The 24,148-nt window shown below is 66.5% G+C and carries 25 protein-coding genes; 11 read left to right on the top strand and 14 right to left on the bottom strand.

From position 1 onward, the window contains the following. The coding region (locus AC4NN3_RS07485; protein ID WP_491926448.1) for a putative bifunctional diguanylate cyclase/phosphodiesterase at window positions 1-885 on the top strand (885 nt) is incomplete at its 5' end. Here the strand turns inward: AC4NN3_RS07485 and cobM are convergent. Genes cobM through cobF form a run of 7 tightly spaced genes read right to left on the bottom strand, consistent with a single transcriptional unit; the run spans window position 849 to window position 6,891 of the window. Then, window positions 849-1,616: a precorrin-4 C(11)-methyltransferase gene (cobM, locus tag AC4NN3_RS07480; protein ID WP_491926447.1), complete on the bottom strand. Its 768-nt coding sequence runs from the start codon at window positions 1,614-1,616 to the stop codon at window positions 849-851. The genes AC4NN3_RS07485 and cobM overlap by 37 nt on opposite strands. After that, window positions 1,613-2,818 (bottom strand): precorrin-6y C5,15-methyltransferase (decarboxylating) subunit CbiE, encoded by a 1,206-nt coding sequence (gene cbiE, locus AC4NN3_RS07475; RefSeq protein ID WP_491926446.1) that lies wholly within the window; start codon window positions 2,816-2,818, stop codon window positions 1,613-1,615. The genes cobM and cbiE overlap by 4 nt, the downstream gene beginning before the upstream one ends. Continuing rightward, window positions 2,815-3,576 (bottom strand): precorrin-3B C(17)-methyltransferase, encoded by a 762-nt coding sequence (locus AC4NN3_RS07470; RefSeq protein WP_491926445.1) that lies wholly within the window; start codon window positions 3,574-3,576, stop codon window positions 2,815-2,817. Before AC4NN3_RS07470 ends, cbiE begins: the two co-directional genes overlap by 4 nt. Continuing rightward, window positions 3,573-4,313 (bottom strand): precorrin-2 C(20)-methyltransferase, encoded by a 741-nt coding sequence (locus tag AC4NN3_RS07465; RefSeq protein ID WP_491926444.1) that lies wholly within the window; start codon window positions 4,311-4,313, stop codon window positions 3,573-3,575. Before AC4NN3_RS07465 ends, AC4NN3_RS07470 begins: the two co-directional genes overlap by 4 nt. Beyond that, window positions 4,310-4,942 carry a precorrin-8X methylmutase gene (locus AC4NN3_RS07460; protein ID WP_491926443.1) on the bottom strand — a complete coding sequence of 211 codons (633 nt, stop codon included), beginning with the start codon at window positions 4,940-4,942 and terminating at the stop codon, window positions 4,310-4,312. Before AC4NN3_RS07460 ends, AC4NN3_RS07465 begins: the two co-directional genes overlap by 4 nt. 2 nt (window positions 4,943-4,944) lie before the next feature. Next, window positions 4,945-6,105: a precorrin-3B synthase gene (gene cobG, locus AC4NN3_RS07455; protein WP_491926442.1), complete on the bottom strand. Its 1,161-nt coding sequence runs from the start codon at window positions 6,103-6,105 to the stop codon at window positions 4,945-4,947. A 51-nt stretch (window positions 6,106-6,156) separates the two neighbouring features. Next, window positions 6,157-6,891, bottom strand: coding sequence for a precorrin-6A synthase (deacetylating) (gene cobF / locus AC4NN3_RS07450; protein WP_491926441.1), 735 nt, complete (start codon window positions 6,889-6,891; stop codon window positions 6,157-6,159). A 92-nt stretch (window positions 6,892-6,983) separates the two neighbouring features. On the opposite strand from cobF, the gene AC4NN3_RS07445 reads away from it, so the two are divergent. From AC4NN3_RS07445 to copM, 3 genes are all read left to right on the top strand, one after another. Continuing rightward, on the top strand, window positions 6,984-7,325 hold the full coding sequence (locus AC4NN3_RS07445; RefSeq protein WP_491926440.1) for an ArsR/SmtB family transcription factor: 342 nt from the start codon (window positions 6,984-6,986) through the stop codon (window positions 7,323-7,325). Window positions 7,326-7,343: 18 nt separating this feature from the next. Continuing rightward, window positions 7,344-7,844, top strand: a complete 501-nt coding sequence (locus AC4NN3_RS07440; RefSeq protein WP_491926439.1) for an SRPBCC domain-containing protein — start codon at window positions 7,344-7,346, stop codon at window positions 7,842-7,844. A gap of 119 nt (window positions 7,845-7,963) precedes the next feature. Then, on the top strand, window positions 7,964-8,314 hold the full coding sequence (copM, locus tag AC4NN3_RS07435; RefSeq protein WP_491926438.1) for a CopM family metallochaperone: 351 nt from the start codon (window positions 7,964-7,966) through the stop codon (window positions 8,312-8,314). A gap of 12 nt (window positions 8,315-8,326) precedes the next feature. Here copM and AC4NN3_RS07430 read toward each other — a convergent pair whose 3' ends face one another. After that, on the bottom strand, window positions 8,327-9,352 hold the full coding sequence (locus AC4NN3_RS07430) for a LacI family DNA-binding transcriptional regulator (RefSeq protein WP_491926437.1): 1,026 nt from the start codon (window positions 9,350-9,352) through the stop codon (window positions 8,327-8,329). Window positions 9,353-9,548: 196 nt separating this feature from the next. Here AC4NN3_RS07430 and AC4NN3_RS07425 point away from each other — a divergent pair, with 196 nt between their 5' ends. From AC4NN3_RS07425 to AC4NN3_RS07415, 3 genes are all read left to right on the top strand, one after another. Then, window positions 9,549-11,090 (top strand): sugar ABC transporter ATP-binding protein, encoded by a 1,542-nt coding sequence (locus AC4NN3_RS07425; protein ID WP_491926436.1) that lies wholly within the window; start codon window positions 9,549-9,551, stop codon window positions 11,088-11,090. Continuing rightward, window positions 11,071-12,090, top strand: a complete 1,020-nt coding sequence (locus AC4NN3_RS07420; protein ID WP_491926435.1) for an ABC transporter permease — start codon at window positions 11,071-11,073, stop codon at window positions 12,088-12,090. Before AC4NN3_RS07425 ends, AC4NN3_RS07420 begins: the two co-directional genes overlap by 20 nt. Before the next feature lie 67 nt (window positions 12,091-12,157). Then, entirely contained in the window at window positions 12,158-13,105 is a 948-nt protein-coding gene (locus tag AC4NN3_RS07415; protein ID WP_491926434.1) for a substrate-binding domain-containing protein, read from the top strand. A 378-nt stretch (window positions 13,106-13,483) separates the two neighbouring features. On the opposite strand, the gene AC4NN3_RS07410 is transcribed toward AC4NN3_RS07415, so the two are convergent. The 5 genes from AC4NN3_RS07410 to cydD form a co-directional block, all read right to left on the bottom strand. After that, on the bottom strand, window positions 13,484-13,684 hold the full coding sequence (locus tag AC4NN3_RS07410) for a heavy-metal-associated domain-containing protein (RefSeq protein ID WP_491926433.1): 201 nt from the start codon (window positions 13,682-13,684) through the stop codon (window positions 13,484-13,486). A 1-nt stretch (window position 13,685) separates the two neighbouring features. Beyond that, window positions 13,686-14,096 carry a Cu(I)-responsive transcriptional regulator gene (cueR, locus tag AC4NN3_RS07405; protein WP_491926432.1) on the bottom strand — a complete coding sequence of 137 codons (411 nt, stop codon included), beginning with the start codon at window positions 14,094-14,096 and terminating at the stop codon, window positions 13,686-13,688. Beyond that, window positions 14,093-16,345: a heavy metal translocating P-type ATPase gene (locus AC4NN3_RS07400; RefSeq protein ID WP_491926431.1), complete on the bottom strand. Its 2,253-nt coding sequence runs from the start codon at window positions 16,343-16,345 to the stop codon at window positions 14,093-14,095. The genes cueR and AC4NN3_RS07400 overlap by 4 nt, the downstream gene beginning before the upstream one ends. 71 nt (window positions 16,346-16,416) lie before the next feature. Beyond that, window positions 16,417-18,099: a thiol reductant ABC exporter subunit CydC gene (gene cydC / locus AC4NN3_RS07395; protein WP_491926430.1), complete on the bottom strand. Its 1,683-nt coding sequence runs from the start codon at window positions 18,097-18,099 to the stop codon at window positions 16,417-16,419. Beyond that, a complete protein-coding gene (gene cydD, locus AC4NN3_RS07390) occupies window positions 18,096-19,880 on the bottom strand; it encodes a thiol reductant ABC exporter subunit CydD (protein ID WP_491926429.1) in 1,785 nt (594 codons plus the stop codon). Before cydD ends, cydC begins: the two co-directional genes overlap by 4 nt. A gap of 126 nt (window positions 19,881-20,006) precedes the next feature. Between cydD and AC4NN3_RS07385 the strand changes: the two genes are divergently transcribed. The 4 genes from AC4NN3_RS07385 to AC4NN3_RS07370 all read left to right on the top strand — a co-directional run bounded on the left by AC4NN3_RS07385 (window position 20,007) and on the right by AC4NN3_RS07370 (window position 23,311). After that, window positions 20,007-21,614, top strand: coding sequence for a cytochrome ubiquinol oxidase subunit I (locus AC4NN3_RS07385; protein WP_491926428.1), 1,608 nt, complete (start codon window positions 20,007-20,009; stop codon window positions 21,612-21,614). Next, window positions 21,611-22,759 (top strand): cytochrome d ubiquinol oxidase subunit II, encoded by a 1,149-nt coding sequence (gene cydB / locus AC4NN3_RS07380; protein ID WP_491926427.1) that lies wholly within the window; start codon window positions 21,611-21,613, stop codon window positions 22,757-22,759. Before AC4NN3_RS07385 ends, cydB begins: the two co-directional genes overlap by 4 nt. Window positions 22,760-22,769: 10 nt before the next feature. Continuing rightward, window positions 22,770-22,898, top strand: a complete 129-nt coding sequence (gene cydX / locus AC4NN3_RS07375) for a cytochrome bd-I oxidase subunit CydX (RefSeq protein ID WP_491926426.1) — start codon at window positions 22,770-22,772, stop codon at window positions 22,896-22,898. Between the two features lie 266 nt (window positions 22,899-23,164). Next, the gene (locus AC4NN3_RS07370; RefSeq protein WP_491926425.1) at window positions 23,165-23,311 is read left to right on the top strand and encodes a DUF1127 domain-containing protein; all 147 of its coding nucleotides are present in this window, start codon (window positions 23,165-23,167) and stop codon (window positions 23,309-23,311) included. A gap of 328 nt (window positions 23,312-23,639) precedes the next feature. On the opposite strand, the gene ybaK is transcribed toward AC4NN3_RS07370, so the two are convergent. After that, window positions 23,640-24,113, bottom strand: a complete 474-nt coding sequence (gene ybaK / locus AC4NN3_RS07365; RefSeq protein WP_491926424.1) for a Cys-tRNA(Pro) deacylase — start codon at window positions 24,111-24,113, stop codon at window positions 23,640-23,642. Window positions 24,114-24,148: the final 35 nt, after the last annotated feature.

Genomic DNA, 24,148 nt, shown 5'->3' with positions numbered 1-24,148 from the left:
CAAACCCACTTTGGCACTCAGATGCCGGGAGCGGGAGCCATCCACCTCATCTGCTATTATGAGCAGGACATGGACGAGCACGCCCGGCAGCGCCGCTCAATGGCGCGCGATCTCTGGATTGCCCACGAAACCGGGGGCTTCCACCTGGTCTACCAGGTGCAGAAATCGGTCGCCACCAATCTGGTCACCGGCTATGAGGCCTTGCTGCGCTGGGACCGGCCCGGCCATGGCCTGGTGCCGCCCGCCGACTTCATTCCCGTGGCGGAGGAAAGCGGCGCCATCAGCGCCATCGGTGCCTGGGTGCTGCATACCGCCTGCAAGGACGCCGCCGCCTGGCCGGAAGCCCACAAGGTTGCCGTCAATATATCGGGCGTGCAGCTCGGCCAGATCGAACTGGTGGAAACCGTGCGCGACGCCCTGCTGCAGAGCGGCCTGGCGCCGTCCCGCCTCGAACTGGAGGTGACCGAGACCTCGATCATCGCCGACAAGCAGCGCGCCCTGCATATGCTGCGCCAGATCAAGGCGATGGGCGTCTCGATCGCCATCGACGATTTCGGCACCGGCTATTCCTCGCTCGACACGCTGCGCAGCTTCCCCTTCGACAAGATCAAGATCGACCGCTCCTTCATGACCTCGGTCGACCACAACGACCAGTCGCGCGCCATCGTGCGGGCCATTCTGGCGCTGGGGCAGAGCCTGTCCATGCCGGTGCTGGCCGAGGGCGTCGAGACGGCCTCCCAGCTCGCCGTGCTGCGCGCCGAGGGCTGCACCGAAGCGCAGGGTTTCCTGCTGGGGCGGCCGGGGGCCATGACCTGGAGCAGCGCCGAAATCGCCGGCCTGCCCAGCGCTCAGATCACGCCCTTGCGGTCCCTGAACCGGCGCTGATAGTCGGGGTCGTAGAGCGCGCTGTCGCGGAAATTTTCGGCGCTCAGGGTGCGGCCGACAAAGATGATCGCCGTGCGCTCCACCCGATCGGCGGCGAAGGTTTCCACGATACTGCCCAGTGTGCCGCGGATGATTTTTTCGTCGGGCCAGGAGGCATGGAAGACGATGGCGACCGGGCAGTCGGCGCCGTAATGCGGCGTGAGCTCGTCCACCACCCGATCGAGCGCGTGAATGGCCAGGTGAATGGCCAGCGTTGCCCCGGTGGCGCCGAAGTCGGCCAGGGTTTCCCGTTCCGGCATGGCCGAGGCGCGGCCGGAAATCCGGGTCAGCACCAGGCTTTGCGCGGTGGCGGGCAGGGTCAGCTCGCGGCCCAAGGCCGCGGCGGCGGCGGCAAAGGCCGGCACGCCGGGGGTCAGCGTATAGGGAATGGCGAGGGCATCGAGCCGGCGCATCTGCTCGGCCACGGCGCTCCACATGGATAGATCACCCGAATGCAGCCGTGCCACATCCTGGCCAGCCGCCTGGGCGGCGACATATTCGGTCTCGATTTCGTCGAGCGACATTGGCGCGGTATCGACCAGCCGCGTGCCGGGACCGCACCAGGCCAGCATGTCCGGCGGCACGATGGAGCCGGCATAGAGGCAGACCGGGCAAGCCTGCAGCAGCTTCATGCCGCGCACGGTGATGAGGTCGGCGGCGCCCGGACCGGCGCCGATGAAATGGACCTTCATGGCTTGCTCCAGACCCATTGGGTGATCGGCATGGACGGGCGCCAGCCGGTCATGCTGCCCACGGCGTCGGCGCGGGCAATGGCGATGCGGGTGAGGCTGCCACCCAGTTCGGCATGGCGGGCCAGCAGCAGCGCTTCGAGCTCGAGTGTGACCGCATTGGCCACCAGCCGCCCGCCCGGCCGTAGCGCAGCGATGGCGGCATCGAGCACGCCCGGATCGGAGCCGCCGCCACCGATGAAAATGGCATGGGGCGGGGGCAGGCCGCTGAGGGCTTCGGGGGCTTTGCCCACGGTGATGGCCAGGTCCGGCACGCCGAAACTGCCGGCATTGCAGGCGATGCGGGCGGCGCGCTCGGGATCGGCTTCCACGGCCACGGCAGTCAGACTCGGATCGGCCAGCATCCACTCGATGGCCACCGAACCCGAGCCGGCGCCGATGTCCCAGAGGGTTTCGCCGCGGCGGGGGGCGAGGGCGGCAAGGGTCAGCGCGCGGACTTCGCGCTTGGTGATCTGCCCGTCATGTTCGAAGAGGCTGTCAGCCAGGCCCGGCGTCAGCGGCAATACGCGGGCCTGCGGCAGGGCGACGACGCTGATGGCGCAGATATTGAGCGGGTTGATGGTTTCGAGGCCAAAGCTCATGGCCACCTGGCTGCGCACCCGCTCGTCGGGTCCGCCCAGGGCTTCGAGCACGCTGATGATGGAAATGCCGAACCCGGTTTGGGTGAGCAGGGTCGCCAACAGGGTCGGGCCATGCTCGTCCGAGGTCAAGGCCAGGATGCGCGCGCCGGCATGCAGATGCGGGCGGATCAGCTCGAGCGGGCGGCCATGCAGCGACAGCGTCACCACCTCCTGCAAAGGCCAGCCGAGGCGGGCAGCGGCGAGGCTGAAGGAGGAGGGATGCGGAAAAACCGCCATCTGGCTGGCATCGATATGGCGGGCCAGCGTGGCGCCGACGCCGAAATGGAACGGATCGCCCGAGGCCAGCACGCAGACTTTTCGTCCCCGCGCCGCGAGGACCGCGTCGATGGAGGCCGAGAAGGGCGAGAGCCAGGCCTGGCTCTGGCCCGTGATGAGGGACGCGGCCAGCTCGAGATGGCGGGTGCCGCCAAACACCAGCTCGGCCTCGGCAATGGCGGCCTTGGCGGCAGCGCCCAGACCATCGAGTCCATCCTCGCCAATGCCGACGACGGACAGCCAGCTCATTTGGCTTCACCGATCGAGCGGGGCGAATAGACCAGCGGGGGCAGGCCAGGCCGCTCGATGACGCGGGTTTCGGGTGAGCCGATGATGATGCAGGTGGCCATGTCGGCCTTGGCCGGATCGGCATCGGCCAGGGTGACGACGCTGATCGCCTCGTCGGGCCGGCCGGCGGCACGGCCGAAGATCACCGGCGTGGTCCAGGGCAGCACTTCGCGCAGGATGGAAAAGGCGCTGCCCAGCTGCCAGGGCCGGGCCCTGGAAATGGGATTGTAGAGCGCGATGACGAGGCCGGCGCCGGCCACGGCGCGCAAACGGTTCTCGATGACCGTCCAGGGCTTGAGATTGTCCGAGAGCGACATGGCGCAGAAATCATGGCCCAAAGGCGCGCCGGCGCGGGCGGCGACGGCCAGCATGGCGGTGACGCCGGGCACGATGACCAGCTCCAGCGCCCGCCAGGCCGGCGGGCCCGCCTCGATGGCCTCGCAGATCGCTGCCGCCATGGCAAAGACGCCCGGATCGCCGCCGGAGACGACGCAGACCTGCTCGCCCGAGGCGGCGGTCATCAAGGCATCCTTGGCGCGGGCGAGTTCTTCGCGATTGTCCGAGGCGACGCGGCGCTGGTCATCGCGCAGGGTCAGACGATCGAGATAGGGACCATAGCCGAAAAACACATGGCTGGCGGCAATGGCGGCCAGCGCCTCGGGCGTCGCCTGGTCGGGATTGCCGGGACCGGTGCCGACGACAACGAGCTTGCCACTCATGCTGCGCCCTCGGCCACCGGCTTTGTGCGCCAGCCGGGCAGCAGGATCAGCGCGAAATAGGGGGCGATATCGTCGGGCTTGTCGGCCAGCAGCATGGAAAGGCCATTGGCCATGGTGCCGCGCTCGACATAGACGGCGCTGTCGAGCCTGCCGGCGGCGGCAATGGCGCGGCGGATCTTGGCCATGTTGCGGCCCACCTTCATGATGACGGCGCCATCGGTATTGTCGAGGCGGGCGGTGAGATCGGCCTCTTCCAGCGTGCCCGGCAGGACGGCGAGGATATCATCGCCCTGCACCAAAGGCAGGCCGGCCTGCGACCAGCAGCCCGACATGGCGGTGATGCCGGCCACCACCTCGGTGGGGTAGAGGTGGGCCAGCCGCACATGGATATGCATATAGCTGCCGTAAAACAGCGGATCGCCTTCGCTGAGCACGGCCACGGTGCGGCCGGCATCGAGATGGGCGGCGACGCGGGCGGCGGCCTCGGCATAAAAGCCGGCAGTGGCGCTCTTGTAGTCATCGTGGCGCCGGTCGATCTCGGTGGTCACCGGATAGCCGAGCGGCTCTTCGATCTGGCTGGTGATGAGATCGGCGACAATGGCGCGGGCATTGCTGGAATTACCCTTTTTGGCGAAATAGGCGACGACATCGGCGTCCCGGATCGCCCGCACCGCCTTGAGCGTGAGCAGTTCGGGATCGCCCGGTCCCGTGCCGACGCCGATCAGCCTGCCGGTCATATGCCGCTCCTTGCCAGCGCATTGAGCGCGGCGGCCGTCATGGCCGAGCCGCCCAGCCGCCCGCGCACGATGGCATAGGGTACGCCATAGGAATGGCTGGCGAGAGCCGCCTTGGATTCGGCGGCGCCGACAAAGCCCACCGGCATGCCGATGATCGCGGCCGGTTTGGGCGCACCGTCGCGCAGCAGTTCGAGCAGGTAGAACAAAGCCGTCGGCGCATTGCCGATGGCGACGACGGCGCCCTCAAGACGGGGCAGCCAGAGGCGGAGCGCGGCAGCCGAGCGGGTATTGCCGATCTCCGCGGCGATGACCGGCGTCTGCGGATCGCGCAGCGTGCAGAGCACCTCGTTGCTGGCGGGCAGGCGGGCGGCGGTGACGCCACGCGCGACCATTTCGGCATCGCAGAAGATCGGCGCGCCGGCCGCCAGAGCAGCCTGGGCCGCGGCAACAAAGCCGGGGCCGAATTCGAAATGCTGCGCCGCCTCGACCGCGCCGGCAGCGTGGATCATGCGGATAGCGAGCTCCGCCTCCGCCGGCGCAAAGGCCGACAGATCCGCTTCGGCGCGGATAATGGCGAAGGACTGCCGGTAAATGGCGTCGCCGTCCTTGATATAGTCGTAGTCGATCATCGTCATCCTTGCCGGATGGCTGCGGCCAGAACGGACTCGCTGGCGTCCGGGCGCAACACTGACTGTGGCGTATCGCCTGCCGTGCCATCGATGACAAGACCGTAACCGTCGTCCCGCCCGACCAGCGTCAATGCGGCGCGCCGCGGATGGGCGCAGCCCTTGGCGCAGCCCGAGACATGCAGCTGCCGGTCGGCGGGCAAAGCCGGGGCCAGCTTTTCCGCCAGCAGGCGGGCGGGGATATGGCCGGAGGCGCAGCCCATGCTGCCGATGCAGGCGCTGATGCGCAGGCGCGGATCGGCCCGGTCGGTGACAAAGCCGAGTGCCGCCGCATCGCGGGCAAAGGCGGGCGGGGCGTCCAGCGCCAGCAACGCATGCTGCGGCGCCAGGCGGAAGGCGCCAATGCCATGGCGGGCGGCGAGGGCGGCCAGGGCCATGAGGGCGGCGCTGTCGCTGGCGCCAAAGGGCAGGGCAATGCCGCTGGCGGTGCCGCTGCGGCGGGTGAAGCTGCCAATGGGTGGCCGGGTGATTTGCGTCGCCGCCGGACCGGCCGCGACCAGGTCGCTGGCCCGGGCCGTCGGGCCGCGCGCGGCCAGTTCGGAGAGGATGGCAAAGACCGCGGCGGCGGCTTCGTCCGTGCTCAGGCTGGCCTGTTTCTGGTCGGCCAGTGCCAGCACCCAGCTTTCGGCGGTGCTGGCGGTAAGGCGGATATCGGCCTTGAGCGCGGCGCGGCTGAGCTGGCCCATGCCATCGACCACCACGGTGACCTTGGGGCCGAGCCGCTCGCCCAGCGGCGCGGCCAGAGCGCGGATCGTGGCGGCCAGGGGGCGCGGGTCGGCCAGCTCGGTGGGATCGTCGCCGGCCAGAGGCGGGGTCTCGACCACGAGGCCGGTCTCGATCTCGACCACGGCGCGCACCGCATTGGCAAAGGGGGACGTGCTGGCCGCGGTGAGGCCGCGCACCTGCAGATTGCCGCGCGCGGTGACTTCCACCAGACCATTGCCATGCAGCGCGGCGAGACGGGCGATCTCGCCCAGTTGCGCCGGGGTCAGCATTCCTTCGGCGACGCGCAGCCGGGCGAGGAGGCCATCGCCGGTCTGCATTGGCGCCTCCAGCGTCGGACAGGCGCCGCGCCGGCTGGGGGCAAGGGGAAGAGCTTGGGACATGTGCAGTGGTTTAGCCCATTGCAGCGGGCGGGGGAATATCCGCTTTGCCCGCTAATCCGCCTGGCGCAGCAGATAGGTGTCCATGATCCAGCCATGCCGGGCGCGGGCGGCCTGGCGGGTGGCGACGATTTGCTCGCGTACATCGCCCAGGCGGCCCGAGATCGTGATCTGGTCTGGCGTCCCCAGATAGGCGCCCCAGAAGATCCAGAGGTCGGGATCGGCCTCGGTGAACGCCGTCTGGCCGTCGAGCATGACCACGGTGTCGTCCCTGACCGGCCCGAGGCGCCGTCCGGTGGTGATCAGCACCGGCTCGCCGATGCGGTTGAGCGCAATGCCATGGGCGGCGGTCAGCGCCTGCACCGACGTGATGCCGGGGATGATCTCCATGGCAAAGTCCCGGCTGGCGCGCAGGCGCTCGAGAATGCGGATGGTTGAATCGTAGAGCCCCGGATCGCCCCAGACGAGGAAGGCGCCATGGCCGTGCTCGGGAACAGCGTCGAGCAGGGTGCCGAACAGCTGCGCCAGCGCTGCGTGCCAGGCGTCGACCCCGGCAGCATAATCGGGATGGGCCGCATCGCGCTGCGGCACGTCATAGGAGAGGGTACGGCTGGCCGGATTGGTGACATGGCGGGCGATGATGTCGCGGCGCAGCTCGGCCAGGTCGGCCTTGCGCGCCCCCTTGTCGGGGATGAACAGCACATCGGCGCGGTTGAGCGCGTTGATGGCCTGCATGGTGATGTGCTCGGGATGGCCGGCCCCGATGCCCACGACGAGAACTGTCTTCATGGCTGGCGTTCTGCCCCAGGGCAGGGGCGTTGACAAGCGGTGCGTCCTTCTGTATTAAACCAATCAGTATTATACAAAATGGTAGAATAAAAGTGTCCGACCCGCTGAGCGCCACTCTGACCGCCCTTGCCGATCCGACTCGGCGCGCCATTCTGGCCCGTCTCGCCCTCGGCGAGGCCAGCGTCAACGAACTGGCCGCGCCCTTCGACATGACGCTGGCGGCGGTGTCCAAGCATATCAAGGTGCTCGAAACCGCCGGGCTGGTGAGCCGCAGCAAGCGGGCGCAATGGCGCCCCTGCCGGCTGGAGGCCGCGCCGATGCGCGATGTCGCCAGCCTGATCCAGTCCTACCGGCAGTTCTGGGAGCAGAACCTCGACCAGCTCGATGGCTACCTCAAGACCCTGCAGACCCCCCAATCGGACAGCAAGAACTAGCAACAGAGGAGAAGACCCATGCATGACACGATGACGCCAAACCTGTTCAAGACCGAACTGCCAGCCGATGAACCGCTGATCATCATGACCCGCACCTTTGACGCGCCGCTCGACCTGCTCTGGACGGTGTGGACGCAGCCTGAACACGTGGCGTATTGGTGGGGGCCGCGCGAGGACAATCGCGTGGTCGAGATGGACGTCCGCACCGGCGGCAAGTGGCGCGTTGTCTCGTCCATGGAAGACGGCACCGAAGTGGTGTTCTTCGGCACCTATCTGGCGGTCGAGCCCAAGACCATGATCCGCAACACCTTCGTGGTCGAGGGTATGTTCGAAGAGGATGACCGCTTCTTCGAGGAGCATCAGTTCGAGGAACGCGACGGCAAGGTGTTCTACCGCTCGGTGTCCAAGCTCGACAGTTTCGAAGCCCGCCAGGGCGTCATCGACAGCGGCATGGAGCAGGGCGCCAATACCTCCATGGCCAAGGTCGATGAATTGCTGCGGCGATTGGGCGGCCGCTAGGCGCGGCCCGCTGCCGCATAGCCATTGATCACGGTTGCGCGCGCGGCGCGGCAGCGGCTTGACCTTCCCAGATGGCAAGCCGGCAGGCTGGTTTGGTCTCCAAGCGAATGGATCCTGCGATGAAACTGCTTCTTGCCGCCGCCACCCTTGCCCTGACCCTGACCCTGCCCGCAATCGGGCAGGATCACGCCGCCATGGCGGGCATGGCATCAGACAATCCGGCCACCATGGCCTATGAAGAAGCCAATATGCAGATGCATACCGACATGGCGATCGAGTTTTCCGGTGATGCCGATGTCGACTTCATCAAGTCCATGATCCCCCATCACCAGGGCGCCGTCGCCATGGCCAGGATCGTGCTCGAACATGGCAGCGATCCCGAGGTCAAAGCCCTGGCCGAAGGCGTGATCGCGGCGCAGGAAAGCGAGATCGCCTGGATGCAGGCCTGGCTGGCCGAGAAGGGGCTCTGATCCAGCCGGACCCTAGGCTCGCCTTGGCCCGCTGACCGAGTTGCGCACGATCAGTTCGGCGCGCAGCAGCACCTCGGTCCGGGCCGGCGTCTCGCCGGCCAGCAAAGCCAGCAGCAGGTCCATGGCCTCTTCGCCGATCTTGAGGCGCGGCTGCTTCATCGTGGTCAGCGCCGGGGTGACGAAGCTGGCAAAGGAAATGTCGTCAAAGCCCATGACCGAGAAGTCGCGCGGCAGATCGTATTTCCGCGCGCTCAGCGAGATGATGACGCCCAGCGCCGTGGCGTCGTTGACGCACAGGAAGGCGGTCGGCAGCACGTCGCGCACGAACATATGCTCGGTGGCGGCGCGGCCGCTTTCGGTGGTGCCGTCGCCATCGAGCACCAGGCGCGGATCGAGCGCCAGCCCGGCGCCGCTGAGGGCCGCACGATAGCCGGCTTCGCGCAGCTGGTTGACGGCCTTGGCGGTGGAGTGCCCGATAAAGGCGATGCGGCGATGACCCTGGGCGATCAGGTGCTCGGCGGCCAGGCGCGCCCCCTCGAAATTGTCGACGCCGACAAAGGGCACGTCGCTATTGGCCACCGGTTCGTTGACCGCCACCATGGGCGGCAGGCGCAGCTCGCTGCCGGCCGCGGCAATGCCATAGGGCAGGTGGCCGGTAAACAGGATCAGCCCGTCGGCCTGGTTGGAATTGATGAAGCGCAGATAGTCGGTCTCGCGCGCCGGATCGTTCTGGGTATTGCCGATCAGCACGCCATAGCCGCGCTTGCTGGCCTCGGTTTCAAGGCCCACCAGGATATTGGAAAAGTTCGGGTCGCCCACATCGGGCGCCAGAATCAGGATCATGTTGGAGCGGCGCATGCGCAGCGAGCGCGCCATGGCATTGGTGGTATAGCCGGTGCGGGCCACGGCCTCGGTCACCCTTCGGCGGGTTTCCACCGCGACCTTGGTGGGCTCATTGATGGCGCGGCTGACCGTGGCGATGGATACGCCGGCGATCGCCGCGACGTCTTCTATGGTGGCCAGTTTCCGGTGCTGCAATCTGTGCCTCGCACGCTCCCTGGCGCCCGCCTGTGCTGCCTGTAGCAGATGGCGCGGGCAGCGCCAGACCCCTCCGCACGGCTTGTGCCGTTTCCATCCTTGTAAACCTTTACATGATCCATGAAAACCTTTACATCATGGAGCAGTGAACGAAGAGATGGGGCCAACCCCGCCGCGTTCGAGGGAGGGGTTCGAGATGTCCATCGCTGACGGCGCAACCACGCCCGCCATCCTGACGGCGCACCGCATTTCCAAGTCCTTTGGCGAAATTCCGGTGCTGTTCAGCGTGGATTTCGACATCAAGCCGGGCGAGGTGCACGCCATTATCGGTGAGAACGGCGCCGGCAAGTCCACCCTCATCAAGGTGCTGTCCGGCCTCGAGCAGCCGACATCGGGCTCGATTGCCTATGACGGCAAGACCGTGGTGCTGCCGCCCAATGGCCAGGCCGAGGCCATGGGCATTGTCGTCATTCACCAGGAACTGCTGCTGGCCGAACACCTAACGGTGGCCGATTCGATCTTTCTCGGCCGCGAACTGACCAAGCACGGCTTTTTGCAGCTCAAGGAGATGCGCGAACAGGCCGCGGCGATCCTTGAGACGCTGCACGTGCATGTCGACCCGGATGCGCGCATCCATACGCTCTCGGTCGCCGACAAGCAGATGGTGGAAATCGCCAAGGCGATCAGCCGCGACGCGCGGGTGCTGATCATGGACGAGCCGACGGCGGTGCTCTCGGCGGGCGAGACGGCGACCCTGTTCGACCAGATCCGCCGGCTGACGGCGCGCGGCGTCGCGGTGGTCTTCATTTCCCACAAGCTCGGCGAGATCATGGAACTGGCCGACCGGGTGACGGTGCTGCGCGACGGCCAGCTGATCGCCACGGTGGGCACCGAGGCGCTGACCGCCGATTCCATCGCCCAGATGATGGTGGGGCGTGAACTCTCCAACCTCTATCCGCCCAAGCATGAGCCCGATGTCGATGCCCCGGTGGTGCTCTCGGTGCGCAATCTGGTGGCGCCCGGCGTCAAGGAATTCTCCTTTGACCTGCGCCGCGGCGAAATTCTCGGCTTTGCCGGCCTGATCGGCTCGGGCCGCACGGCGGTGGCCGAAGCGGTGGTGGGCCTCGTCCAGCGCGTGGCCGGCGAGATCAGCGTCAATGGCATGGCGCGGGACTTTACCGAAGTGGCCCAGTCGGTCGATGCGGGCCTGGCCTATATGACCAAGGACCGCAAGGGACGGGGGCTGCTGCTCAATGTGGGCCTTGAACCCAACCTGACGCTGCTGACGCTCAGCAAGCACCTCAAGCATGGCTTTCTCGACGGCAAGAGCGAGGCGGCAGCGCTGGAGCGGGCGGTGCGCCGCTTCGATATCCGGGCGCGCGACGCCTCGGTGCGGGTCGGCCAGCTCTCGGGCGGCAACCAGCAAAAGCTGATGCTGGGCAAGACCATGGAAAGCGAACCCGACATCATCATCATGGATGAGCCGACGCGCGGCATCGATGTGGGCACCAAGCAGCAGATCTATCACATCATCGCGGCGCTGGCGGCCGAGGGCAAATCGATCATCCTGATCTCCTCGGAGATGCAGGAGGTGATCGGGCTCAGCCACCGCGTGCTGGTCATGCGCGAGGGCCGGCTGGCCGGCATGCTCGAAGGCGCCGAAATCGGCGAAGCACAAATCATGCGGTACGCCGCAGGCATCAGGCAGGATGGGGACGATGAGCGTATCAGCGCATGAGGCAGCCAAGACCGGCCGCAGCTTCCGGATCGACCTCAAGACGGCAGGGCCGCTGCTGGCGCTGATCCTGCTGGTGATCCTGGGCTATAGCCTCAATCCGGCCTTCCTCAACGAAGGCAATATCACCAATATCCTGACCCGCTCGGCCTTTATCGGCATCATCGCGGTGGGCGCCACCTTTGTCATCACCGCCGGCGGCATCGACCTCTCGGTGGGCTCGATGGCGGCCTTCATCGCCGGCGTGATGATCATCATCATGAACAGCGCCGTCGAGGCCATGGGCGCCTCGATCTGGACGGTGCTGCTGGGCATTGGCAGCTCGCTGATCCTGGGCATCGGGGCGGGCTATATCAACGGCTTTCTCACCACCAAGGGCAAGATCGAGGCGTTCATCGTGACGCTGGGCACCATGGGCATCTATCGCTCGCTGGTAACCTATTTTGCCGATGGCGGCACGCTGTCGCTCAACAATGGCGCCCGCGACATCTATCGCCCGGTCTATTACGAGAGCTTCCTGCGCATTCCCTATCCGGTCTGGGTCTTCATCGCCGTGGCCATTGTCGGCTGGGTGCTGATGAACCGCACCGCCTTCGGCCGTTACTGCATGGCCATCGGCAGCAATGAGCACGTGGCACGCTATTCGGCCATCAAGGTCGACCAGGTCAAGACCGCCACCTATATCCTGCAGGGCCTCTGCGTCTCGCTGGCCACCATCATCTATGTGCCGCGCCTGGGTTCGGCCTCCTCGGCCACCGGCGTGCTGTGGGAGCTCGAGGCCATCGCCGCGGTGATCATCGGCGGCACCATGCTCAAGGGCGGCTTCGGGCGCATCGGCGGTACGGTGATCGGCGCGCTGATCCTGACCTCGATCGGCAATATTCTCAATCTCACCGAGATCATCTCCAACTACCTCAATGGGGCAGTGCAGGGCGTGATCATCGTGGCGGCCGTCTACCTGCAGCGCGGCTCGTTCCGCGCGGCACGCAAGAAGGCCGAATAATCCGAGCCCGAAACGGGCGGGAGCACCGGCGCCGGATGGGCGTCAGAACATGAGGGAGGACTAAGCTATGTCTTTGAAAACAATCGCCCTGGGCCTGCTGGTCAGCAGCGCACTGGCCGGGACGGCGGTAGCGCAGGACCAGATCAAGATCGGCGTCTCGATTCCGGCGGCCACGCATGGCTTCATGGGCGGCCTCAACTGGCACGCGGCGGAAGCCGAAAAGCGCCTCGAAGCCGCCAATCCCAATATCGACATCATCATCGTCACCGCTGACGGCCCGGCCGACCAGGCCAGCGATCTGGAAGACCTCGTCTCGGTGCACCAGATCCAGGCCCTGGTGGTGCTGCCGTTCGAATCCGAGCCGCTGACCGAGCCGGTCCGCGCCGTCAAGGATTCGGGCGCCTTCATCACCGTGGTCGACCGCGGCCTGACCGATCCGTCGATCCAGGACGTCTATGTCTCGGGCAACAACACCGAGATGGGTGAAGTCTCGGCCGAATACATGATGACCCGCCTCGGCGAGGGCGACAATATCGTCATCCTGCGCGGCATTCCCACCGTGCTCGATACCGAACGCTTCGATGCCTTCATGGCCAAGATCGAGGGTAGCGGCATCAACGTGCTCGACAACAAGTTCGCCAACTGGAACCGCGATGACGGCTTCGAGGTGATGCAGGATTTCCTGTCCCGCTTCCCCGATATCGATGGCGTCTGGGCCCAGGATGACGACATCACGCTGGGCGTGGTCGAAGCCGTCAAGGCTGCGGGCCGCGAAAGCGAGATGTTCGTGGTCGGCGGCGCCGGCATGAAGGAAATCGTCAAGGGCGTGATGGATGGCGATCCGCTGGTCCCCGTCGACGTGCTCTATCCGCCGGCACAGATCGCCACGGCCATGGACGTGACGGTGAACCACTTCGTGTCCAACGGCCCGGTCACCGGCTCCTACATCCTGGGCTCGCCCCTGATCACCCAGGAAAACGCCGCGCAGTTCTACTTCCCCGACAGCCCGTTCTGAGCCTCCCCGGAACGGACCGGCAAAGGGCGCCCCGCGGGGCGCCCTTTGTTTTTGCTGCCTTCTCCCCCTGAGGGAGAAGGTGCCCCGAAGGGGCGGATCAGGGACGGACATCGTCGTGGGTCATCCTGCCCCACCCTCATTCCCTCCCCACGAGGGGGAAGGAAGCCTGCTCCGCGACGGCCTGGACATTTTGCCACCAAAAGCTGCAGTCGTCTCCCTCCCCCTTGCGGGGAGGGATCAAGGGTGGGGGCCGTATGCGATCTGCGGAACGATACCCCCACCCTGCTCGATCACGGACCTGGCCGAGACCAGGTCCTATCTCGCTTCCCTCCCCACAAGGGGGAGGGAAGGGCCGGCGCCCGGCAAGAGACGAACAACCTAAATCGCTTGGGGCGTATAACCGGCTTCGCGGATGGCGGCTTCGCCCTTGGCGCGGTCGCCGGTGAAACTGACGCGGTGGGTTGCCAGATCCACGCTGATATCGGCGCCGGGCAGGGCCCCTTCCAGGGCCTGGCGCACCGTGCCCACGCAGTGGTTGCAGGTCATGTCGTTGACGGCGAGGGTGGTTTTGTCGGTCATGTCAGTGTCCTTTGGAAGGGGGTGGGGTGCCGGCCAGGTCGTCGAGAATCGGGCAGTCGGGGCGATGGTCGCCACCGCAGCACGCGGTCAGGTGCTGCAGCGTCCTGACCATGGACTGCAGCGCCTCGATCTTGCCTTGCAGGGCCGCGATATGGCTGACGGCAATGTCCTTGACCTCGGCACTGGCGCGGCTCTTGTCCTGCCACAGGCCGAGCAGGGTGGCGGTTTCATCCACCGAAAAGCCGAGGTCGCGGGCGCGGCGGATGAAGGCCAGCACATGCACCTCGTCCGCGCCATAGATGCGGTAATTGCTGTCGGTGCGGTGCGGCGGCCGGATCAGGCCGATGGATTCGTAGTAGCGGATCATCTTGGCCGAAACGCCCGAGGCGCTGGCGGCTTCCCCGATATTCATAGCACCACCCCCTTTACCCCGCGCAGGCGCTGGGCATTGGAAACCACCATGATCGAGGACAGAGCCATGGCGCCGGCGCCGATCATCGGCGAGAGCAGGATGCCATAGGCCGGATATAGTGCGCCGGCCGCCACCGGGATCAGCAGCACATTGTAGCCGAAGGCCCAGAACAGGTTCTGGCCGATATTGGCCATGGTCGCCCGGCTGAGGCGTAGCGCATCGAGCACGCCCTTGAGGTCGCCGCCCAGCAGCACCACGTCGGCGCTTTCAATGGCCGCATCGGTGCCGGTGCCCACGGCAATGCCGACATCGGCCTCGGCCAGAGCCGGGGCGTCATTGATGCCGTCGCCGACAAAGGCCACCTTGCCGAGCTGGCGCAGCGACTTGATGGCGGCGACCTTGTCGGCCGGCAGCACCTCGGCGCGCACCTCGTCAATGCCCAGCTGGCGGGCAATGGCCTCGGCGGTGCGGCGATTGTCGCCCGAGATCATCGCGACCTTCAGGCCCATGGCGTGCAAGGCCGCGATCACCGCCACGCTGGTCGGCTTGATGGTGTCGGCAACGACGATGGCGGCGGCCAGCTTGTCGTCAATGGCGGCAAAGACCGGGGTCTTGCCTTCGTCGGCGAACTTGTCGATGGCGTCCTGGAAATCGGTAAAATCGAGATGGCCGAGATGGCGCTGCGAGCCGACGCTCACCAGGCGCCCATCGACGCGGGCGGTGACGCCGCCGCCGGGATCGGCCACGAAGTCGGTGACCGCGCCCAAGGCCAGGCCGGCCTTTTCGGCAGCCGCGACAATGGCGGTGGCGATGGGGTGTTCCGACTTGGCCTCGACGGCCGCAACCAAAACCAGCACCTCGTCATGATCGAAGTCATCGTCAAGGATGAGGTCGGTCAGCGCCGGCTTGCCCGCGGTCAGCGTGCCGGTCTTGTCCAGCGCCACCACCGCGACGTCGCGCAATTGCTGCAGCGCTTCGCTCTTGCGGAACAGCACGCCCAGTTCGGCCGCGCGACCGGTGCCCACCATGATCGAGGTGGGCGTGGCCAGGCCCATGGCGCAGGGGCAGGCAATGATCAGCACGGCCACCGCGTTGACCAGGCCGAAGACATAGGCGGGTGCGGGACCCCAGAGCGTCCAGATGGCAAAGGTCAGTAGCGCCAGGGCGATGACGGCCGGCACGAACCAGGCGGTGATCTGGTCGACCACGCCCTGGATCGGCAGCTTGCCGCCCTGGGCCTCCTCGACCATGCGGATGATCTGCGCCAGCATGGTATCGCCGCCCACCTTGGTGGCGCGGAAGCTGAAGCTGCCCGAGGTATTGAGCGTGCCGCCAATGACGCCGGCGCCGACGGCTTTGGAGACCGGCAGGGATTCGCCCGAGATCATCGACTCGTCGATATGGCTGGACCCTTCGGTGATCTCGCCATCCACCGCGATCTTCTCGCCCGGCCGCACCAGGATGATGTCGCCGGCCTGAACCTGCTCGATGGCAATTTCAGTGATGGTCCCGTCGCGCTGCACCCGGGCCGTCTTGGCCTGTTCGCGCACCAGGCGCTGTATGGCGTCGCCGGTGCGGCCCTTGGCAATGGCCTCGAGCCAGCGGCCGACCAGGATCAGCGTGACGATGACGGCGGCGGCTTCGTAGTAGACATATTGCGCCTGGGCGGGCAGCACCTGCGGCGCAAAGGTCGCCACCACCGAATAGAGCCAGGCCGCGCCGGCGCCAAGCGCGACCAGCGAATTCATCTCCGGCGCGCCGCGCAGCAAGGCGGGAATGCCTAACTTGAAGAAGCGCCAGCCCGGCCCGAACAGCACATAGCTGGCGAGCACGAAATAGATGATGTGGAGGATCGGCGTCGGGACCAGGGCGGTCAGGCCCATATGGAAGGGCATGTAGAGATGGCTGCCCATCTCCAGCACGAAGAGGGGGAGGGTAGGAAGGGCGGCGCGGATCACGTCGCGGCGCAGGATTGCGGCGTCCTCGTCATGATGCTGGTGGCCGGAATGTTCGCTCGCCATCGGCGTCTGGTGTGCGCCGTAGCCGGCCTTCTCGACGGCCGCCAGCAGGTCGGCGACCGTGCCGGTTTCGGCCAGCGTCACGCTGGCGCGTTCGGTGGCAAAGTTCACCGCCGCGCTTTCGACGCCCGGCACCTTGTTGAGCGCCTTTTCGACGCGCGCCACGCAGGACGCGCAGGTCATGCCGTCGATATCGATGCTGATGGACTTCGGATGGACGTGTTCGTTCATTTCAATCACCTCGTCCAGCAGCATATAGACCTTCCCATCATGGTAAGGTCAAGGCGTCTCCTGTATTGACGTCAATGTGTCCTTGCGGAAGGGCGCGAGTCGGCATGCAGCTGCCCGTCGCGCAGGCTGAGCACGCGCTGCACCGTGCCCTCGGGGAGCGCGGCATGGGTGACCAGAATGACGCTGCGCCCGACCGCGGCGCTGCGCAGGATCTCGAAAAAAGCCAGTTCGGCCGACCGGTCGAGGCCGGTGGTCGGTTCGTCGAGCAGCAGGATCGGCGCCCGGCTGAGCAAGGCGCGGGCGAGGCACAGCCGGCGCGCCTGGCCGGCCGAAACCGTCCGCCCGCCTTCGCCCACCAGCGTATCGAGCCCGCGGGGCAGGGCGTTAACGAAGCCCTCGATGCCGGCGGCGCGCAGGGCGGTCCACAAGGCCGGCTCATCGGCACCGGGGCGGCCGATCAGCAGATTGGCGCGGATCGTGTCGTTGAACAGCGGGCTGTCCTGGCTGAGCAGGGCCATGCTGGCATGCAGATCGGCCTGCGCCAGCTGGGCCAGGGGGACGCCGCCCAGGGTAATCTGGCCGGCTTGCGGCTCGGCCAGGCGCAGCAGCAGGTTGAGCAGGCTGGACTTGCCGATGCCGCTGGCCCCGACAATGGCGATATGCTCGCCCGGCGCGACGCTGAGATCGAGGTCGACCAGCACGGGTGGACCGCCGTCATAGGCAAAACTGACCTGCGACAGGCCGATCGGCAGGCTGGCGGGCAGGGCGATTGGATGGGTCGCGTCGGCAATGCTGATGGGGGCCTCGGCAATGGCCATCAGCCGCTCGGCCGCGGCCATGGCGGTGGTCAGCTTGGCCACGCTGCGCACGATGACGCTGCTCGCCTCGAAGCTGGCCAGGATCGCCAGCAGCAGGCCGACCAGTACCGGGCCATCGACCGCGCCAGCGCCATAGGCCGCAAGGCCCAGCCAGAGCGAGCCGGTCAGCGCCAGGGCGGCCAGGGCCTGGACGGCGAAACCGGCAAAACCGGTCAGGGTGGCGAGACGCCCACGGGCGGCAGCCAGACGGTCGACCGTGCCCTCAAAGCGGTCCTGGGTATCGCCCAGGGCGCCGAACAGGACGAGATCGGCATGGCCTTCGATGCCGTCCAGCACGGCGGTGCGGGCGGCCGCGGCCCGGACCACCACATCGCTGCCGACCCGGCGGCTGGCCAAGACCAGCAAAGCCGGTACGGCGATGACGGCCAGGGCAAAGCTGACGCCATAGACCCAGGCGGCGGCGGGCAGCAGAAAGGCCAGCACGGCAGTCAGTCCGCCGCCGATGATCACGGCCGCGGCAATCGGCCCGATGGCGACCAGGAAAGCCGTATCGAGCGCATCGACATCGGCGGTGAGCCGGCTGACCAGATCGCCATGGCGCAGGCTGCGGTCGTTGAAGGGCAGGCGCGGGAACAGCCGGCCGAACAGCCAGCCGCGAATGTCGGCGAGCAGGCGCAGGGTGGCGTCATGTCCGCTCAACCGCTCGCCATAGCGCGCCAGGATGCGGATGAAGGAGAAGGCTCTTACCCCGGCCGAGGGCACGAAGAGGTTGAAGCCCAGCCCCAATGTGGTCAGCGCGGTGGCGGTGATGAACCAGCCCGAGGTGCCGAGCAGGGCCACCCCGGCGGCCAGGGTGATCAGCGATAGCACCAGGGCGATGACAAAGCCCTTGGTCTGTTTGGCAAACAGGCCCCGAAAGGCGAGTAAGGCGCTCATGCGACACTCCTGTCGGCTTTGGCCGCCACCGGGGTCACCAGCAGGCTTTCGCCGACGATGCGGTAGGCGCGGCTCATGCGGGCGGCAACCGCCAGCGAATGGGTGGCGACGATGAGGGTACGGCCACGGGCGAAGTCGAGCAGGTCATCGAGCACGGCCTGCTCGAGGTCGGCATCCAGATGCGCCGTCGGCTCGTCGAGCAGGATCAGGCCCGGATTACGCAGATAGATGCGCGCCAGGGCAATGCGCTGCGCCTGGCCGCCGGAAATGCCCAGCCCGCCTTCACCCAGCGCAGTATCGAGCCCCTGCGGCAGGGCGTCGGCAAAGCTCGCGACATGGGCGCGCTCGGCGGCGCTGCGGATCGCGGCGCGCGAGGCATCGGGCCGGGCCAGGGCGATATTGTCGGCCATGGAGCCGGCAAAGATGCGCGGCTTCTGGCCCAGCATGGTGACGCGATGGCGCAGGTCGGCCTCGGACCACGCGGCCAGGTCGGCGCCGCCCAGCTGGATCGAGCCCTCATGCGGGCGCAGCCGGGCAATGGCTTCGAGCAGGGTCGACTTGCCGATGCCGCTCTGGCCGACAATGGCGATATGCTCGCCGGGCGCGATGGCCAGATCGGCCGCCTGCAGGATGAGGCGCGACTGGTTGGGCGTGCGCAGGGTCAGCTGCGCCAGGGTCAGCCGCAGCGGCCCGGCGCCGGCGCCGGGCGCGGCAAAGCCCAGTGGCAGCACGCCGTCGGGCAGGCGGCCGAGCTGGGCCTCGATCTCGCCAATGGCGGCCTTGGCCGAGGCCCGGTCATGATAATGAGCGGCCAGCAGGCGCAGCGGATTGTAGATTTCCGGCGCCATCAGCAGCAGGAAGAGGCCCAGTTCCAGCGTCAGCGGCGAGCTGCGCAACTGCAGGAAATCGATGAAGGTCAGCCCGACATAAAGCGCAATGCCGGCAACGCCGAGCGCGGCAAAGAATTCCAGCACCGCCGAGGACAGGAAGGCGATGCGCAGCACGCGCAGCGTGCGCCGGCGCAATTCGTCGCTGGCCGCCACGATGCCGGCGGTTTCCGCCGCGGCCTGGCCGAACAGCTTGAGCGTGGTGAGGCCGCGCAGCCGGTCGGCAAAGCGGCCATTGAGCAGGGAGAGGGCGCGGGCCTGCCGCGTGGTGGCGGCCTGGGCGCCCCAGCCCACCAGCGCCATGAACAGCGGGATCAGCGGCGCAGTGACCAGGAACAGCAGGCCCGCCACCCAGTCGAGCGGCAGGATGAAGACGGCAAAGGCCAGCGGCAGCAGGCTCGCCTGCACCATGGCCGGGACATAGCGGGCAAAGAAGCCGTCCAGCGCCTCGACCTGGTCGATGATGGCCGACGAGGCGGCGCCCGATGGCGGCTGCTCGTCGGCCCGCGGCGAGCGGGCCAGCAACTGGGCGAACAGCGCCTGGCGCAGTTGCGCCTTGATGGCCTCGGCCGCGGCCGTGCCGGCGCGGTCGCCGAGAGCCGACAGGCCGGCGCGGACCAGCAGCAGGCCGGCAACCAGGACAATGGCGGGCGTCAGCGTGTCGATGGCGGCGCCACCCTCGATCACCGGGCCGACAATGGACGCCAGGGTCCAGGCCTGAAGCAGCAGCAGCACGCCGCCGAGCAATGGCGCGACGACGGCCAGCCCCAGAAAGGGGCCGCTCCAGCGGCGCAGGCCGGATAGCGACTTGCCGGTGTCGCGCGCCGTCTGCGCGGCGGACGGGTCTGGGTGGGACGGTGTCGGGTCGGTGGCGGGGGCAGGGGTGTGGGGCATGGCCGCACTCTAGGTTTTGTCCCCCTGGCCGCATTGATCTGAGTCAATGCGCAGGCGGCAATTGCGGCGCAAACAGGGCATAACGCCTACGAGTCGGCGTGCCAACCAGCACAAGGCAATGATGCTATGATCGACATGACTGTCGTCGAACTCTCGCGGTGGCAATTTGCCGCCACCGCCATGTATCACTTCATTTTCGTACCCCTGACCCTGGGCCTCTCCTTCCTGATGGCAATCATGGAGAGCGTCTATGTGATGACCGGGCGCGACATCTGGCGCAAGGCGACCCTGTTCTGGGGCACGCTGTTCGGCGTCAACTTCGCCATGGGCGTTGCCACCGGCATCGTCATGGAGTTCCAGTTCGGCATGAACTGGAGCTATTACAGCCATTATGTGGGCGACGTGTTCGGCGCGCCGCTCGCCATTGAAGGGCTGATGGCCTTCTTCCTGGAAGCCACCTTTGTCGGCCTGTTCTTCTTCGGCTGGGACCGCATGACCAAGGTCGGCCACGTGACCGTGACCTGGCTGACCGCTTTGGGCGCCAACCTGTCGGCGCTGTGGATCCTGGTGGCCAATGGCTGGATGCAGAACCCGGTGGGCTCCAAGTTCAACCCCGACACCATGCGCATGGAAGTCACCGACTTCGTGGCGGTGATCTTCAACCCGGTGGCGCAGGCCAAGTTCGTGCATACCGTCAGTGCCGGTTATGTTTCGGGTGCCGTCTTCATCTTCGCCATTTCCTGCCTGTTTCTGCTGCAGGGCAAGCATATCGAACTGGCCAAGCGCTCGATGGTCGTGGCCGCCAGCTTCGGCCTCGCCGCGGCCCTCTCGGTGGTCGTGCTGGGTGACGAAAGCGGCTATGTCGCCACCGAACACCAGCAGATGAAGATCGCGGCCATGGAGGCCATGTATCACACCGAGCCCGCCCCGGCGGCGCTGACCCTGTTTGCCATTCCCGGCGATACGCCCGGCGAACCGGCCTTCCAGGTGCAATTGCCCTGGCTGCTCGGCATCATCACCACGCGCTCGATCGACCGCGATCTGCCCGGCATTACCGAGCTGACCGAACGCGCCGCCACCCGCATCCAGTCCGGCATCATCGCCTATAACGCCCTGCAGGAGATCCGCGCCGACGGCACCAATATGGCCGCCCGCGCCACCTTTGACGAACACTGGGCCGATCTGGGCTATGGCCTGCTGCTCAAGCGCTATCGCGAGGACGTGCAGAACGCCACCGGCGAGGAAATCGCCCTGGCCGCCCTCGATACCGTGCCCGATGTCTGGCCGCTGTTCTGGAGCTTCCGCATCATGGTGGCGGTCGGCTTCTTCTTCATCGCCATGTTCGGCATCTGGTTCTACCGCGCCTCGCGCGGCTGGATCGGCACCAACCGCACCATGCTGTGGATCGGCGTTGCCGTGCTGCCGCTACCCTGGGTCGCGATCGAAGCCGGCTGGTTCATCGCCGAATATGGCCGCCAGCCCTGGGTGGTCGAGGGCGTGCTGCCGACCTTCTACGCTGCCTCTAGCCTCAACTTCTGGGACCTGGTCATCTCGCTGACCTTCTTTGTGGCACTCTACACCGTGCTGCTCATCATCATGGTCATGTTGATGGTCAAGATCATCAAGGCCGGCCCGCAGGACAAGCTGTTCGCCGCCCTCGATGAAGGCGACGACGACGACTTCGTCATCGCCGCCCTGCCTGCCACCCCAGCCAACAAGGATCTGGTATCATGAGCACGCTACCGCTCGATTACGAAACGCTCCGCCTGATCTGGTGGGCACTGCTGGGCATCCTGCTGATCGGCTTTGCCGTGATGGGTGGCCGCGATCTGGGCGTGGGGGCCCTGCTCCCCTTCGTCGCCCGCACCGACGCCGAACGGCGCGTGGTGATCAATGTCGTCGGCCCGACCTGGGAAGGTAACCAGGTCTGGCTGGTGCTGGGCGGCGGCGCCATCTTTGCCGCCTTCCCGCCACTCTATGCCGTCAGCTTTTCCGGCTTCTACCTGGCCATGATCGTGATCCTGCTGGCGCTGATCCTGCGGCCCGTGGGCTTCAAGTTCCGCAACAAGATCACCGACCCGCGCTGGCGCTCGACCTGGGACTGGGCGCTGTTTGTCGGCGGCTTCGTGCCGGCGCTGATCTTCGGCGTGGCAGTGGGCAATGTGCTGCTCGGCGCCCCCTTCCACCTCGATGACACGCTGCGCGCCTTCTATACCGGCAACTTCTTCCAGCTGCTGATGCCCTTCGCTTTGGTGGGCGGCCTGGTCAGCCTGGGCATGATCGTCACCCAGGGGGCTGCCGTCATTGCCGGCCGCACCGATGGCCTGGTGGCCGAGCGGGCCCGCACCTACGGCACCTGGGCGGCCCTGGCCACGATTGTGCTGTTCGCGCTGGGCGGACTGTGGGTGACCTTCTTCATGCAGGGCTATGCCGTCACCAGCGTCATCGACCCCAATGGGGCGATCAATCCGCTGGGCAAGACGGTGGAACTGGTACAGGGCGGCTGGGTCAGCAATTACGGCCTCTATCCCTGGATGATCGCCGCGCCCGTGCTCGGCTTCCTCGGGCTGGTCGGGGCCGTGCTCGGCCTGCAGGGGCGGGCCGGCGTGCCTACCCTGGTGGCATCGAGCATTGCCATTTTCGGCATCATCGCCACGGCCGGCCTGTCGCTGTTCCCCTTCCTGCTGCCCTCGTCGACCGTGCCCAATGCCAGCCTGACGCTGTGGGACGCCTCGTCCAGCCACCTGACGCTGTTCATCATGCTGCTGGCGACCGTGGTCTTCCTGCCCATCATCCTGGCCTACACCGCCTTTGTCTTCCGCGTCATGCGCGGACCGGTGACGACGCAGTCGCTCGAAAAGAACCCCAACGCCTATTAGGAGGCTCGCTATGTGGTATTTTGCCTGGATTCTCGGCCTGGGACTGGCCTGCAGCTTCGCCATCCTCAACGCCATGTGGTTTGAAATGCGCGAAGATCGTCGGCTGGCCCGGCAGGCGGGGCAACCCGTATCGCGCTAGACGCATGGCTCTTGTCCGGATGGTCAAGAAATCACTAACGGGGTCGCGCCATGGCGCGGCCCCGTTTTTCTTCAGTTTTGACAAGAAGTTAGAAAACGGCTTTCGCCTGAAAACGCAATCTGGGCCGTTAACGAGTAAGGCACGGATGTGACCAATCTGCCTGTTTTGTTTGCACGCAGTGCATAACGGATGTGCACAAAGACCATCTTCTAATCACGACCCCGCGGCTATAGATATTAGTCATCGAAAACGAAGGGGAACCGAAAATGAACATCCGCCAGAAAATCGCACAGTTTGCCCAGTATCAGCGCACCGTCCGCGAGCTCAATGCTCTCGACACCCGCCAGCTCAATGATCTGGGCATCACCAAGGGCGACATCAAGAACATCGCCAGCGGCAACTTCGCTCGTTAATCGAGCCTGCCGCAAAAAATCAGACTTGAGATGAAGGCGTCCACTTGGGCGCCTTTTGTCTGTCTACTATCTGGTTCTGCTGCACGCGTTGCCAGCGGCCGGGTCGCGCCTGGGCCGGGCCAGACTTTCCCCCACCCGACCCCTTCGGGGCCACCCTCCCCACAAGGGGGAGGGAGAAGACAGTGCTGAGACCGGGAAGCTTGCGCCTCCCTCCCACCCGGGTCGCGCCTTGGCGCGCCAGAGTGCAAGCTCTCAATGGGGAGGGACCGAGGGTGGGGTGGCGGGAGCCACAGGTCTATCGCCAGACAGTTCTGGTGGATTGCGCTGCCTACCGGATCAGGTCCGCCGCCTTGCCGCCCAGGGCTGCCAGGAGATCGTCCGGCTTCATGCGGATCTGCAAGCCGCGCTGCCCGCCATTGAGGAAGACCTCCTCCTCCAGCGTCGCCAGTTCCTCGATCGCCGTGGGCACGAGCTTTTTCTGGCCGAACGGGCTGATCCCGCCCACCTTGTACCCCGTCAGACGCTCGGCATCGGCCGGCTTCATCATCTGCGCCGACTTGCCGCCAAACGCCGCGGCGAGCTTTTTCATGTTCACCTCCTCGTCGGAGGGCACCACCACGCAGACCGGCTTGCCATCGACCTCGGCCATCAGCGTCTTGAGCACGATGGACGGCGGCACGCCCATGGCCTCGGCCGCCTGCAGCCCGACGCGGTCTGCATCGGGGTCGTAGTCATAGGTGGCGGTGGCAAAGGCAAAGCCGGCTTTGCTCAGGGCCATTGTGGCGGGCGTGGTCTTGGACATGGCGGTAGTTTGAGTGCAGGTGTGAGCGAAGGCAA

The sequence above is a fragment of the Devosia sp. MDV22-iso42 genome, from assembly GCF_058629155.1.
This window is presented reverse-complemented; position numbering and strand designations above follow the sequence as displayed.